Annotated in this window: 12 protein-coding genes; 4 read left to right on the forward strand and 8 right to left on the reverse strand. The window is 33.4% G+C overall.

Annotated features, from left to right (window positions below):
• Positions 1–356 precede the first annotated feature (356 nt).
• Entirely contained in the window at positions 357–1,889 is a 1,533-nt protein-coding gene (gene ppx, locus CM54_RS07770) for an exopolyphosphatase (RefSeq protein ID WP_023351160.1), read from the forward strand.
• 64 nt (positions 1,890–1,953) lie between these two features.
• Complete coding sequence (locus CM54_RS07775; RefSeq protein WP_037550383.1) at positions 1,954–4,119, forward strand: RNA degradosome polyphosphate kinase; 2,166 nt, start codon at positions 1,954–1,956, stop codon at positions 4,117–4,119.
• A gap of 98 nt (positions 4,120–4,217) precedes the next feature.
• On the opposite strand, the gene CM54_RS07780 is transcribed toward CM54_RS07775, so the two are convergent.
• On the reverse strand, positions 4,218–5,450 hold the full coding sequence (locus CM54_RS07780) for an acetylornithine deacetylase (RefSeq protein ID WP_037550386.1): 1,233 nt from the start codon (positions 5,448–5,450) through the stop codon (positions 4,218–4,220).
• Between the two features lie 105 nt (positions 5,451–5,555).
• Positions 5,556–6,248, reverse strand: a complete 693-nt coding sequence (locus tag CM54_RS07785; protein WP_037550389.1) for an SDR family oxidoreductase — start codon at positions 6,246–6,248, stop codon at positions 5,556–5,558.
• A gap of 192 nt (positions 6,249–6,440) precedes the next feature.
• Here CM54_RS07785 and CM54_RS07790 point away from each other — a divergent pair, with 192 nt between their 5' ends.
• Positions 6,441–6,743 carry a DUF1413 domain-containing protein gene (locus CM54_RS07790; protein ID WP_037550392.1) on the forward strand — a complete coding sequence of 101 codons (303 nt, stop codon included), beginning with the start codon at positions 6,441–6,443 and terminating at the stop codon, positions 6,741–6,743.
• Between the two features lie 377 nt (positions 6,744–7,120).
• Here CM54_RS07790 and CM54_RS07795 read toward each other — a convergent pair whose 3' ends face one another.
• On the reverse strand, positions 7,121–7,312 hold the full coding sequence (locus CM54_RS07795; RefSeq protein ID WP_002432938.1) for a hypothetical protein: 192 nt from the start codon (positions 7,310–7,312) through the stop codon (positions 7,121–7,123).
• A gap of 262 nt (positions 7,313–7,574) precedes the next feature.
• On the opposite strand from CM54_RS07795, the gene CM54_RS07800 reads away from it, so the two are divergent.
• Positions 7,575–9,500 carry a glycosyltransferase family 2 protein gene (locus tag CM54_RS07800; protein ID WP_051600353.1) on the forward strand — a complete coding sequence of 642 codons (1,926 nt, stop codon included), beginning with the start codon at positions 7,575–7,577 and terminating at the stop codon, positions 9,498–9,500.
• A gap of 48 nt (positions 9,501–9,548) precedes the next feature.
• On the opposite strand, the gene galU is transcribed toward CM54_RS07800, so the two are convergent.
• The 5 genes from galU to CM54_RS07825 all read right to left on the reverse strand — a co-directional run bounded on the left by galU (position 9,549) and on the right by CM54_RS07825 (position 15,109).
• The gene (gene galU, locus CM54_RS07805) at positions 9,549–10,418 is read right to left on the reverse strand and encodes a UTP--glucose-1-phosphate uridylyltransferase GalU (protein ID WP_002469897.1); all 870 of its coding nucleotides are present in this window, start codon (positions 10,416–10,418) and stop codon (positions 9,549–9,551) included.
• A gap of 149 nt (positions 10,419–10,567) precedes the next feature.
• Positions 10,568–11,926, reverse strand: coding sequence for a gluconate:H+ symporter (locus tag CM54_RS07810; RefSeq protein WP_037550398.1), 1,359 nt, complete (start codon positions 11,924–11,926; stop codon positions 10,568–10,570).
• Between the two features lie 64 nt (positions 11,927–11,990).
• Positions 11,991–13,532 carry a gluconokinase gene (gene gntK, locus CM54_RS07815; RefSeq protein WP_037550400.1) on the reverse strand — a complete coding sequence of 514 codons (1,542 nt, stop codon included), beginning with the start codon at positions 13,530–13,532 and terminating at the stop codon, positions 11,991–11,993.
• A gap of 25 nt (positions 13,533–13,557) precedes the next feature.
• On the reverse strand, positions 13,558–14,238 hold the full coding sequence (locus tag CM54_RS07820) for a GntR family transcriptional regulator (RefSeq protein WP_037550402.1): 681 nt from the start codon (positions 14,236–14,238) through the stop codon (positions 13,558–13,560).
• 154 nt (positions 14,239–14,392) lie between these two features.
• Entirely contained in the window at positions 14,393–15,109 is a 717-nt protein-coding gene (locus CM54_RS07825) for a MerR family transcriptional regulator (RefSeq protein WP_023351152.1), read from the reverse strand.
• Between the last annotated feature and the right edge of the window lie 42 nt (positions 15,110–15,151).

Consider the following 15,151-nt stretch of genomic DNA (forward strand, 5'->3'; position numbering starts at 1 on the left):
AGCTAAAATTGTTCCTCAAATTTTTGCGAGTTGTGTATTATTGTCGATTGACCTGCTCACTGAAGCCCGTCTATCATTCCTGGCATTTTAAACTCACTTACAATAAAAATAATCGCTAGTATATCTTCCCTCTAGATGTACTAGCTTTTTCAACTTTTAAATTCAAAATTTTATTACAGACACCCTTTTATCTGCGTAATTAAATACATATTGCCTAAAATATTATAGTTTTCCCAAATTACTATAAAACTTTAACAAAAAGTTTCTTAAAAATCTTTTCAATTTATCTATATCATGTAAAATAAAATTAAACAGGGGTAATTTCAAACTTCCCGTAAGAATCACAGGAGGCAGAGATGGAAGAAAGAATAGGTTTAATAGACATTGGCTCAAATACGATTCGACTCGTTATTTTTGGTTTCACTACAGAAACAGGACTAAATGAAATCCTCAACATTAAGACACCTGCACGTCTTAGTCAATATTTAACTGAAGACACAAAAATGAACGATGAAGGTATTGAAGTGTTAAAAGAAGCGCTTCGTAGTTTCAAGAAAGTTGCTGACAAGTTTGATGTTCAAGAATTACATCCTATTGCGACAGCAGCAATACGTCAATCGAAAAATAGAGATGACATCATTAAGCAAATCAAAAAAGATTTGAATATTGAAATTCAAATTGTGCCTGAAGAAGATGAAGCTTTCTATGGATACTATGCCATTTCACATACGACAGATATTGAAAATGGTATTTCTGTAGATATTGGTGGCGGATCTACAGAAGTGACGCTCTTCAAAGACAAGAAACTTAAAGAGGCACATAGTTTTCCATTTGGAGTAGTAACATTAAAACGTCAATTCTTTGGCGACAAAGACCATAACGATAAACCAGCCATTAAAAGTATGGAAAAGTTTTTATCCGAACAGTTTAATCAACTTGATTGGTTAAAAGATCAAGAGATTGCACTCGTTGGTGTAGGTGGCTCTGCACGTAACGTTGCGCGAATCCATCAATCAGAACATTCCTACCCTATTGGTGGCGTTCATAACTATACCATGTCACTTAAAGACATCGATGAAGTATATGATATCATCCGTAAAAGCTCACGAGATGATTTAACTAACCTTGATGGCCTAAGTCGAGATCGCGTAGATATTATCCTACCTGCCGTCTCTGTGTTTAAAACACTTTTCAAGAAAATTGATGCTACACAATTCACTTTCTCAAGAAACGGTATTCGTGAAGGCTATGTTATGAACTTAATACGTCAACGTCACCCTAATGAGTTTAAAAAAGATAACGTACGTCAAGATGCATTAAGACATCTTGCGAATGAGTATAACATTGAAGAAGATAGTGCGAATCGTCGATTAAAATTAGCTCAATCTTTACTGGATCAACTATTAAAACACGGTAATTTGAAAGTTTCAGATCAAGAAAAAGCTTTATTCGTCGAAGGTGCTTACATTTATTACCTTGGTAGCTTTATAGATTCAGATTCAAGTTCACCACATACCTATTACTTAATTGCGAATTCTATGATTAATGGATTTTCTCATAAAGACCGCGTGAAGCTAGCATTACTTGCAAGTTTTAAAAATAAATCATTACTTAAGTTCTATGTTAAAGAAACAGAATGGTTTAGCGGTAAGGAAGTTGATACCATTCAGGCTTTAGGTGGCATCATTAAATTTGTGAATGCGTTAAATATTTCACATACCAGCTTTGTAGAAGAGGTTAAACTTAAAGAAAAAAAAGACGATAAATATGAACTCTATGTTTACTACAAAGGAGAGCCTATTGCAGAAGAATATCAAGCCAATAGACAGAAGAAACATATCGAAAAGATTTTAAAGGGGAAAGTTTCAATCGTCTTTACAAAATCTTAAAATTCATATGATATTTTTAGACTACACAACTATAAAGACTAAATAATGAGGTGTATTGAGAGTTATGCAAACTCAATTGGGAGAAAAGGCTATTAATTTACCACAGTACTATAATAACAGGGAGTTAAGTTGGTTAGATTTTAACTATAGAGTCTTACAGGAAGCTTATGATAAGAATAATCCGTTACTCGAAATGCTTAATTTTGTATCTATTTTCAGTTCGAATTTAGATGAATTTTTCATGGTTCGTGTCGCTGGTTTAAAAGACCAAGTGAAAATGGGTTATGATAAACCTGAAAATAAAGCTCAAATGACGCCTCAAGAACAACTTGATGCGATTAAGATAAAGAATACAGAGTATGTTCATATGCAATATCAACGCTACAACGAACTTATTGAAGAGTTACGTAATTATGATATTGAAATGGTTAAACCTGATTGTTTATCAGAAACGCTCTTAGAGAAACTTGAAAAAGAATTCAAAATGCGTATTCTACCTACTCTGACGCCACTAGGTATTGACGCGTATCACCCATTTCCAAAATTAAATAACAAAAGTTTAAATATTTTTGTAGATATTGATACTGAAGATGCTATTAATTCTGCAATTGTACAAATTCCATCTTTAATTCCTCGCTTTTTAACACTTAACGAAGGTAATAAACAATATGTTGTAATGGTTGAAGATGTCATTACATACTTTATCAACTACCTATTTACGGGATACGAGGTTTTAAATACATTTACTTTTAGAATTACCAGAAATGCTGATTTAACGATTCATGAAGACGGTGCTGAAGACTTACTGATTGAAATTGAACGCTTTTTAAAAGAACGTAAAAGTGGTTCAGCCGTGCGTTTAGAAGTCGATGGACGTACAGCTCAAAGAGAGAATATCGAATGGCTTAATGAACAATTAGAAGTAGAAGAAAATGACGTATACTTCTTAAATGGTCCCTTAGATTTAACATTTTTATTCGGCTTAGTTGACCATCTTTCGAATAAACTTAAATATCTTACTTATGAGAAATACACGCCACAAGTACCTAGATCATTAGGGAACAATAATATTTATAAATTAGCTTTAGAAAGAGATATTTTCTTCCATCATCCTTATGAATCATTTGAGCCTATCGTTGATTTTATTCGTGAAGCAGCTGACGATCCAAATACCATTGCGATTAAACAGACGCTTTACCGTGTGAGTAAAGACTCGCCAATCATCAATAGTCTGAAAGAAGCCGCTGAAAATGGTAAGCAAGTTACAGTACTTGTGGAACTAAAAGCTCGTTTCGATGAAGAGAATAACGTTCATTGGGCACGTATGCTTGAAGATGCAGGTTGTCACGTGATTTATGGTATGACGCACCTTAAGACACACAGTAAAATCGCACTGGTAGTTAAACGTATTGGTGGCGAATTAACATCATTTGTACACCTTGGTACAGGTAACTATAATGACAAAACAGCCAAACTTTATACAGATATGGGAATCATCACTACAAATCAAGAAATTGCAGAGGATGCGATTAACTTCTTTAATTATTTAAGTGGTTACTCTATCAAACCTGAATATAATAAACTGATTGTAGCGCCATTTGATATTCGTGATGTCTTTATCGATCGCATAGATAAAGAAATCAGTAATCACTTAGAATATGGAAACGGTAAGATTATGATGAAGATGAATTCTCTTACCGATAAAGCTATTATTGAAAAGCTCTTTGAAGCCTCTCAAGCTGGTGTTAAAATTCAGCTTATTATAAGAGGTATCTGTTGTCTCAAACCTGGTGTTCCTGGAATTAGCGAAAATATTGAAGTAGTAAGTATTGTTGGACGTTTACTTGAACACTCTCGTATTTACTACTTCCATAATAATGGCGACGAACGTATTTACTTATCTTCAGCAGATGTTATGACACGTAACATGATTAAACGTGTTGAAATCTTGTTCCCTGTTGAAAATAAAACCATTGGTAAGCGTTTAGTCGATTACATGAACTTACAACTTTCAGATAATGAAAAAGGACGTTACCAAGATGAAAATGGTGTATATCACTATGTTAAAAACAACTTGTCACCATTAAATTCTCAAGTATACTTAATGCAAAAAGCAATCAAATATGGACAAGAGCTCAAGAAACAAACTGCACAGCCAACAGGTCAACCCGTTCGTTCAAAACGCGGTGGTAGTTGGATGAGTAGATTGAAAGAATCGTTTAGAAGATAAAATCTTAAATTTTTACTAATAGTAAAAGTCATTTCCGCTTGATATGAAGCAACCCCTCACTATACAAAATAGTGAGGGGTTTTTATTCACATTCTATATTACTTCTCAGGGTGCTCATACCAATGTTTCAGAAACTCATATAACACTTCGCTATACTGCTCTAATTCACGTTTCTCAACCTTTTCATCAACACTATGTGCCTCTTCCAGACTACCTGGACCATATAATATAGTTGGAATATCGAAATGCGCAATCCAACCACCATCTGTTACGGTCGTACTCATGCCATGTCTTAACGCACTACCATGCACATGTTGGTGCGCATCTTCTAGTTGTTTAAATCCAGGATGTTCTATTGGCACTGTAAAACTTGGGAAAATTTCTCCCTTGTCTTCAATCATAGATGCTCCACCCCACTCAAACTCAAGTGGATTCTCTCTCATCCAAATATCCGCTTCAGCCACGCGATTTAAGTAATCTTCAATTTCTTCAACAACATCTTCATATCGCTCATTAGGTAAATAATGTACGGTAATCCATAATCGGCATTCATCTGCAATAAAAGCTGGATGACGACCGCCTTCTATCACTGCTGGATTAATGGTATTCGCACCTGGTGGCATGCCTGGACTCTTTTTCATCACTGCCCAATGAGATTCAAGTTCATTTAATGCTTGAATGACCTTTGTCATCTTTTCAATCGCACTTGCACCAAACAAACCACCACCCGCATGAATCATCTGACTACGGGCACCATCATGAATCGTGTTTTTACTTTTAACAGTAATCCAACCTGTGATAACGCCACCTTGTCCTAAAGCTTGATTTTCACTCGTATCTAATACTAAGGCTAAATCCCCTCTAGGACCTATCTCACATGCACGTTTCGTACCTGCCTCTCCAACTTCTTCACCTACAACTGATTGTACGATAATGTCACCTTTAGGAGGACGTCCTTCATGTTTTAACCTTTCCAAAACATAAAATAAGGATGACATGCCGCCTTTCATATCACTGACACCTCTGCCGTATAACCAGCCGTCCACTTCTGTTAATTTGAATGGAGGATATTGCCAATATTGATCATCATCTACAGACGCGACATCAACATGGCCATTTAATATTAACTTGGGTGCTTCAGGGTCTTCACCCTTTAAAGTGGCCACAATGATACTATCATTGTCATAAAGGTGTTCCCGCTGAATAGAGAAACCTAAATCTCTTAATAATAATTCAATTTCATTTTGTAATGGGTCTGTATTTCTTCCTGGAGGACTCTCCGTGTTAAATTCAACAAGCATGTTTAAAATCTCGAATTGACGTTGATTCATTTGATATCCCTTCCTTTATGTAAATTAAAAGTATCAAATAGTTTACAATTCAAGTTTAACATTCTATAAGTGCTTGTCATCTTAATAGTATGCTTTTTAATATTTCTATACAGGTCTGACTGTCACTTCATTAACATTTACATGGCTTGGTTGTGTTAACGCATATACAACTGCATCGGCGATGTCACGTGCATCTAACTTTTTACGTCCGCCAAAGTCATTCCTTTCAGTCATTGGTGTTTCAACCATGCCTGGTGATACACTTGTCACTTTTACGCCGGTACGTGCGAGTTCTTTTTCAAGCGCTTGTGTAATAGTATGGATTGCTGTTTTAGTGGCGCTGTATACAGCATTTGTCTTCGTAACTTCAAATCCAGAAATAGAAGCAATATTTATTATATGCCCACTTGATTGATTTAATAAATGTGGTAATGCTGCTTGTAATACATAAAGCGTCCCTTTTAAATTCACATCAATCATTGTGTCCCATTGTTCAACTTCATAATCTGTGATTTTAGAGGATAAACTTTGTCCAGCGCTATTAACAACGATGTCGACTTTGCCATAGTGTCCTTTAACGACTTGTAGCATTTGGTCAACACTGTCTTTTTGAGTGACATCTGTAGGGATGACTTTTGTCTCAGTTTCAAGTTGTTGTGCCACGGTTTGTAGTTTTTCTTCATTTCTTCCAGCAAGCGCAATGTTAACCCCGTGTTGGCTTAGCGCTTTGGCGATAGCTTCTCCAATCCCACTACCTGCTCCTGTGATTACTGCTACTTTATTGTTTAACTCTGACATATCTTTAGTCTCCTTTTTGGAAAATGAATTTCAATATAAGTTATATCTATCTTAACGTTTTTCAATACTCTATAAAATTGTAGTGATTGCGAAAATTAAAAAATGTTATAATTTTAGTGTGGGTACTTAATAATTAATATAAAGTAGTGATATATAATTATGAGTATATACTAGAAGGAGGTAGTGAGAGAGATGTGTTATCATGATCGCGTTCTAAAATTAAGAGAAGAAAAGCACCGTACTGCATTTGAATTTCATTTCGAGGATTTATTTACTGAAGAAGAATGGTTAAATATGTCTATAAAAGAACGTCTAAAAGAAGAAAAAGCTTTTAGACATGAAGTTGAGAAAATGGAAGACGTGAGATTACCATTTGCCAGTAGAGATGCAGCAAAGAATAAGTTATTCAATATCACTTATGCATATAATGGTATTAAAAAGAACTTTAAACAAAATGATAAAAAAGAAAACCCAAGAGGTCGAATTACTCAATAGATTAGTCTAGAATGATTCATTAGAAGATAAATATAATTTGGTCATCACGCTTTCCTTGGAGACAGTCTCAACCTTGCTATGCAAGTTTTCAACTCGTCCTATTCCCAGAGGAGTCGGATGACCTTATTTTTCGTTCATCCTTCAAAAAATATTAAATACATAGAGAATTTTTAGGATTTTAATTTTTTATTTATTAAATAATTATTAATTTTAATAAACATAGCGAAGACCACATCTTACTGGGGCGTAGGATGTGGTCTTCTAACACATTATTCTAGATTTTAGGGGTATATAGAGTGTTTGTTGCTCTCAATTACTCTTTGAGAGCAAGTTCATTTCATCATTTTCGGGAGTTATCAATAGCGTTATTGGTTTGGTTAACTTGTAACAAGGGATTTACGTTCTAGACTATAATAATATAATCTCTCGGCATCAATATAAGGGATTGAGTCAATTGTTAAATATCCATCTTTAAGATCACCTATAAGACCTTGATTTACGCCAGTGTGTACATAAATTTCGTAACTACTTACATCAGAGTTAATTAAATTCTCAATTACATTTCTCATAGTCAATCACTCCATAATTTATTACTTACTCCTTACAATTCATATACTACACCTTTTCATGTAAAATAAAAGTATTTTGTGATACTTTTCACAAAATCATCACTTCTTATTTTTTATGTAAATTCTCGATAATATTTAAGCATCAACATAATTTATAATAACCTTGTGATAGTTCTTTAAAAAGTTTTAGGTAATATATCTATTCTGTTTCTTGTAAAAACGCTATTCTTGTAGTATAACTATTTTATTATACAAAAATATAGTGAGTAATATTTTTGTTTTGGGGGAGTTTAAAATTAGTAAGTTAATTTCAATTATTGTTCCTGTTTATAATAAGGAACCTTTTATTGAGAGATGTGTACAATCTTTAGTGGATTTAGAAATGGACCATTCATTAATTGAAGCTATATTTGTAGATGATGTTTCTTCGGATAGATCTTATGAAATTCTTCAGTACTATGATGATAAGTACGATTTTATAAAATGTATTCAATTAGAACAAAACTCTGGAAGTCCAGCTGAACCTCGTAATGTAGGTATCGAGGTGGCAAACGGTGAATACATTGCTTTATTGGATGCTGACGATTGGTTAGATAAAAAGGGCTTTCCGAAATTAGTATTTCAAATGTCTGAACATCATTCAGATATTGGCTTTGGACAAAGCTTTAGGCATAAAGATAAAAATGTTTCTAAAATGGCTCGTTTCGCTTCATATAAGGAAGCCAATGGTTTAATTCCATATGAAATCAATGAAATTTTTCGTGCTGTGGGTCCACCAGGTAAAATCTTTAAGCGTTCAACAGTAATAGATAATCAAATAAAATTTCAACATATGAAATTTGGTGAAGATAAATTATTCTTTGCGGAATTAATTAGTAAGTGTACAAGTGCATCAATGACAACTGAAGCTACCTATCACGTTAATCGCTTTACAGATAATGTCTCATTAGTTAAATCTACTGATGTTATTGAAAAATCAAAAATCAATTTAGAAGTTTTACGTCAAATTGTTAATTTAGATATTCCTAAAATAGCTATGGAAAGTATTTTGAGTCGTATAGTAGAAGTGGATTACATGCAACGCTTCTTAGTGACTAAAACATTTTTAAAATCTGATAATAAAGAATTCTTTTTTAATCAATTTTCTAAAGTAGAATCCATTATTAAAGAAACTGGATACAATGTGGAAGACTTACTTACTATAGATGAGTATAAAAATGTTTATAGTCTTTTTCACTCAGATAAAGAAGCTATGCAAGAATACATTTATTACAAAATTTTTGATTCTAACAAACAAAAGTTTATTAAAAATACAAGTGTTTATTTAAAATATCCTGATAAATATAACCATTTAATACCTCTACAAGAAGCGTGTATGCCTGTGTATAAAGGTACAGAGATGATAGATGATACATTTTATGAGGTAATTGAATTATTTACTAAACCAAGTGTAGAAATCAATAACGTAGAATTAATTAAAATTAGAGACGAAAGATTTTCTAAATCTGTGAATTATGAACATAAAGATAACTTCATATATATTAAAACTGATGATTTAATCTTTGATGAATTTGATTTTAATATTGCTATTAAATATAATTTTTACAAAACAGCACTTGTATTCGCTACTTATCCTAATTTCAATGATGATGTTAGTCTAAACCGTCAAAACTTTAAGTTAGAATTTATAAATAAACAATCTAAAATTGAGGATGTCCCAACAAATAAAGTAAATGATACTAAGTATTTAAGCGAAAAACCCAATTTTATAATTACTAAAAAAACTATTAAAAGTTATATTGATGCAGACTTTAAAGAAGAATTTAATACTATAAAAAAAGGTAGTTTAATTCCCATATCAGATATGAGTCAATCATCTAAGGGAACAATGAGATTAATTACTAAAGATAAGCGATTCATTACTGCTAATGTAAATTTTGTTAAACCTACTGAATTGAAAAAGAAAGATTGCTACGTTTCTACTATTCCTAAAAGAATTAGAGTATTGAAGAAGTGTAAACTTTACACTGACGTTACTTTCAAAAACGAACCAATTCAAACGATGCAACCTAAAGATGAATTAAATATTATCGATATCGATTATACAAATAATTTTACTCCAAGATTAAAAACCGTTGATGGCTATTACATTACTGCTAACGTTAAGTTTGTAGAGGTATTACATTAATACATTAAGAAGGCACGCAGAAATAAAATTTCTGTGTGCCTTTTCATATTAATCAATATTAAGTTTTTTGATGAATTGCTTAAGTTCATCTTTCATACTTTCGTCTTTTAGTGCGTATTCGATAGTAGTTTTTACGAAACCTAACTTTTCACCAACATCGTAGCGGTTACCGATAAAGTCATATGCAAATACTTGATGTTCACTATTCATTCTTTCGATAGCATCAGTGAGTTGAATTTCATTACCTGCACCTTTTTTCTGTGTTTTTAAATAATCAAAGATCTCTGGAGTTAGGACATAACGTCCCATAATTGCTAAATTAGAAGGTGCTGTACCTTGTTCAGGTTTCTCAACAAACTTTTGAACTTCGTAACGACGTTCTTTTTTAGATAAAGGATCAATAATACCATAGCGATGCGTTTCTGACTCTGGCACTTCTTGAACACCTATCACTGAATTACCAGTTTCTTCATATACTTCCATTAATTGTTTAATAGCTGGTGTATCAGATTCAACAATATCATCACCTAGAAGCACAGCAAACGGTTCATCACCTATAAATTGACGAGCAGAATAAATTGCATGTCCTAGACCTTTTTGCTCTTTTTGTCGTACATAGAAAATATTAGCTAATTCAGTAGAATATTGAACTTTTTCTAATAATTCAGTTTTACCTTTATCTTCTAACACCATTTCAAGTTCTTTTTGATTATCGAAATGATCTTCAATTGCTCGTTTATGTTTTCCAGTAACGATGATAATATCTTCGATGCCTGCACGTGAAGCTTCTTCTACTATGTATTGTATTGTTGGTTTATCCAATATTGGTAACATTTCTTTAGGCATAGCTTTTGTAGCTGGTAAGAATCTCGTACCTAAGCCAGCTGCAGGTATAATTGCTTTTTTAATTTGTCTCAATATGTAAACCCCTTTATTTATATTGTTTATCGTATTCATTTTAAAGTGTATCATTATTTAAAATGCTTTCATAGTAGAGTTAATCCCTTCACCAATTTACTTAGTGAAGGGACTGTTATTCATATCGATAATCATTCGGTTATATTTAATTAAACAAATAAACTGATAAATAGTATGAAAATAATTCCAGAAACAGAGATGATTGTCTCTAGTAATGACCACGTTAAGAATGTTTCTTTAATCGTGAGACCAAAGTATTCTCTGAACATCCAGAAACCTGCATCATTGACGTGGGATAGGATAACACTTCCTGCACCAATTGCGAGCACAACTAATGCTATGTTTGTATCTGAATGATGTAATAAAGGTATTACAATTCCTGTTGTTGAGACCGCAGCAACTGTAGCTGATCCAAGCGCGATACGTAATACAGCTGCGACAATCCATGCGAGCAATATAGGTGACATGTTGGAACCTTCAAACATTTTAGCGATAGTGTCTCCAACTCCTCCATCAATTAACACTTGTTTAAATGTACCGCCACCGCCAATGATGAGTAACATCATACCTATAGGATAAATTGCATTTGTAACGGATTCCATAATATTCTCCATCTTACGTTGCCTCATTACACCCATGGAGAAAATTGCAAAGATAACCGCAATTAACATTGCTGTACCAGCTGTACCTATAAGGTAAATGATTTGTTCAAACCAGTTTGTTGGATCTTCATGACCTGTCACTAATTGCACAATTGTGGAAATTAACATTAAAATAACCGGTAATGTTGCTGTGAGTAAGCTAATACCAAAACTTGGCATTTCTTCCTCTTTGAATTCTTTTTGAGTACCTAATGAAGTAATATCCCCTTCGCGTCTATAAGCACTAGGAATTATTTTTTGAGCCATATGATTAAAGAATGGGCCTGCGATAAGTGTCACTGGAATTGCAATGATGATACCGTATAATAATACTTCACCAATATTAGCTTTAAGCTCTTTTGCTATCACGACAGGACCCGGATGTGGTGGTAAGAAACCATGAGTTACTGATAATGCTGTAACCATTGGTAGTCCTAGTTTTAAGATTGAAACATTTGCACGTTTAGCTACAGTAAATACGAGTGGTATTAATAGTACCAAACCAACTTCAAAGAATAATGCAATACCTACGATGAAAGCAGCGATGAGCATAGCCCACTGAACATGTTTCTGACCAAATTTAGCGATGAGCGTATCTGCAATTCGAGTAGCACCTCCACCATCAGCTAGTAGTTTACCTAGAATTGCTCCTAATCCAAAGATGAGCGCAATATGACCTAAGGTACTACCCATTCCATTTTCAATCGTTTCCATAATTTTATTTAAAGGCATTCCTAGTAATAGTGCCGTAATGATTGAAGTAATGATTAATGAAATAAATGTATTTAATTTCAAGAATATAATTAAAGTAAGTAAGATAACAATCCCGAGTACAACACTTATGAGTGGCCAAATTTCTCCAAACATAACATTCCCCTTCTTTCTCTTTTAAATGTCTGAGTTGCAAGTTTATAGTTAATACTCTTAGTGCTTAATTGCTTATATGTTTACGTTGGAAGTTTGCTATTTCACTATAGCTTTCAGTTATAGAACGACTTATATTAATAAAGATTTTAACAAGCTCTTGATAAATTGCTACAGTATCTTCATTTGGTTGATGAGCGTTTGTTGTTCCTACCATTTTTTCAATAATAGAGAAGTCATCAATTTCCCCTATTGCTTTCAGTCCTAGTACACATGCACCTAAGCATGAACTCTCATAACTTTCTGGCACGATAAGATTAGTATCAAAAATATCTGCCATCATTTGTCTCCAAATCTCACTTTTAGCGAAACCGCCTGTTGCTTTAATTGTATTTGGTGTCTCATTCATAACTTCTATTAACGCAAGATATACAGTGTATAAATTGTAAAGTACACCTTCTAATGCTGCACGTATCATGTGTTCCTTTTTATGAGAGAGCGTTAAACCAAAGAATGAACCTCTAGCGTCTGCATTCCATAGTGGGGCACGTTCGCCAGCAAGATATGGATGAAAGATAAGACCTTCTGCACCTGGTTTTACTCGACTAGCAATTTGCGTTAACACATCGTAGGGATCAACACCTAAACGCTTAGCAGTTTCTACTTCGCTTGCAAGAATCTCATCACGTAACCATCGTAGAATCACTCCACCATTATTCACTGGACCACCAATGACGTAGTGTTCATCATCTAAAACATAACAAAATATACGACCTTTATAATCTGTACGTGGTTTATTTATAACTGTTCTAATGGCACCGGATGTACCGATAGTCACTGCAACTTCACCTTTTTTATAGCTATTAACACCTAAATTCGAAAGTACACCATCACTTGCTCCCACAACCACTGGAGTATTTTCATCAATATCCATGAGCTCGGCAAAACGTTTCTTCATGCCAGTTAAGATATGGGTTGTTGGTACAAGCTCTGGTAATTGGTCTCTACTAATACCTAGTAGTTTTAGCGCTTTTTCATCCCAGTCTAATTGTTCTAAGTTGAACATCCCTGTTGCTGACGCCATTGAATAATCGATGACATACTTATCAAATAATTGATAGAAAATGTAAGTCTTAATATCAGCAAATTTAGCTGTTTGATTATATATGTCAGGCTGTTCATGTTTCATCCAGAAAATTTTAGATAGTGGTGACATTGGATGTAACGGTGTACCTGTTCGCTGATAAATTTCAAAGCCATTATATTCATTTTCAATTAAATCAGCATAGCGACTTGAGCGATTGTCAGCCCAAGTAATATTCTCAGTTAAACGTTTATTTTGAGCGTCCATTGCCACTAAGCTGTGCATTTGAGCACTAAATGAAATTAACTTAATATCTTCTTTCGAAATACCAGATTCTCGAACGATGTATTTCACCGTCATTAACACTGCATCAAATAATTCATCTGGATTTTCTTCTGATACGTCTACATTGGGTGTATGTAAGTCATAACCAATATTATGTTTCATTATAAATTGACCATTTTCATCGTAAAGTACAGATTTAGTACTTGTAGTTCCGATATCAACGCCAATCATATATTTCATTATAGGGTCCCTCTCTTCCAAATCTTTACCGTAACCAAAAACTTTCTATATTTTTTCCAACGTCATCAAAGTTTAAGTGAAACGCTTCTCTTAATTTCTCAGCATCATAATGTTCAATTGCTTCTATAAATACTTGGTGGTTGCGATGAATTCTTTCAAAATCTTGTTTGTCTGTAGCCATTCGATGTCTCATAGATAGTAATATGAGCGACTCCATTACTGGCTTCAAGTGATTCCAAAATGTTTTAAGATATTGATGATTCGCAGCATAAATGATGACTTCGTGAAATTCGAAATCATGTTTTGTAAATGCCTCTGCATCCTCAAACTGAACCGCCACTTTCATCATTTCTAATTGTTTCTTCATTTCTTTAGCTATCGCTTGTGTGTCATGACCTTTTAATCTTGAAAATGCGAAAGATTCAAGCATGAGACGTAAATCATACATTTCTCTTTTCTTTTGATCTCCAAAAGATAAAACTTGAGCTCCCATACGTTCAAGATGTATTAATTGGTCAGTTTGTAACAATTTGAAAGCATCTCTAACTGGAGAGCGACTAACATTAAATTGCTTGGCTATTTGATTCTCTGTTAATAATGTGTCAGCTAAGATTTCTCCGCTTACGATTCCTAAACGTATTTCAGCTGCAATAGACTCTCCGGTTGTTAAACTTTCCATCCACTTTTTAGGATAGCCATAAGTCATTGTCTCCACCCTCCAAACTTGAACATCTTAACTTGTATACAAGTATGGTAATATACACGTTTTTATTTTGCAAGCGCTTTCTTTAGTTGTTATTATTTTTCAAAATAAAAAACCTTAACGTAATATTACGTCAAGGTTAGTATCTATTTTCTATTTAAGTTTTGGAAACTTCAACACAGAAATGTGTTTCATGACACTTTGGACATTTCAGTTTTCTGGTATTCGGTGTGTGCTGAGCTCTAATAAAGTCAAATGTGTTAGGATTAAATACATTTTGACAATTAGGACATAAGTAAGAAACATTATTTTTATAGAAGAAAGTTAATATTAAGGCATAACTAAATGTTATTGGCACAGTAGATATGAATGGTGTTTTGTCCTTTTTCACAATAGTTGCGATGAGTCCTGTATACTGAATGAGACTTATAACGCCGGTACTAAACCACATTTTCTTTCTAAAACTATTTAAATTTGACGTTTGTTTCATAACATGATCTATGTCATATAAATGTGTAATTGGTGAATTTGACGTTGTGTTAAAGTACTTACAAATATCTTTAATTTTCTTAATGATAACTTCCTTAGATTTAATATCCTCTTGAAGTTCTTCTTCTTTAACTTTTAACATAGCGTTCAATGCCTTAAGGGATTGATTATTTTTCAACAACAATCTTATATCTTTTATTGAACAACCTAATTCCTTAAGTAAAATAATTAGTTCAAGTTTCTTAACTTCTTGGTCTGTATAAAGACGCCGATTAGCGTCTGTCATTTGACTTGGGCTAAGTATCCCTTGTTTATCATAATATTGAACTGTTCTCACAGAAACGCTACATTTTTGTGCTATCTCTCCCGTTGTATAATTAGACATAGATTTTCACCTCCTAATTACACTTTATTAAATAACGTAACG

The sequence above is a fragment of the Staphylococcus sp. TE8 genome (genome assembly GCF_000692055.1).
Classification (GTDB): Bacteria; Bacillota; Bacilli; order Staphylococcales; family Staphylococcaceae; genus Staphylococcus; species Staphylococcus capitis.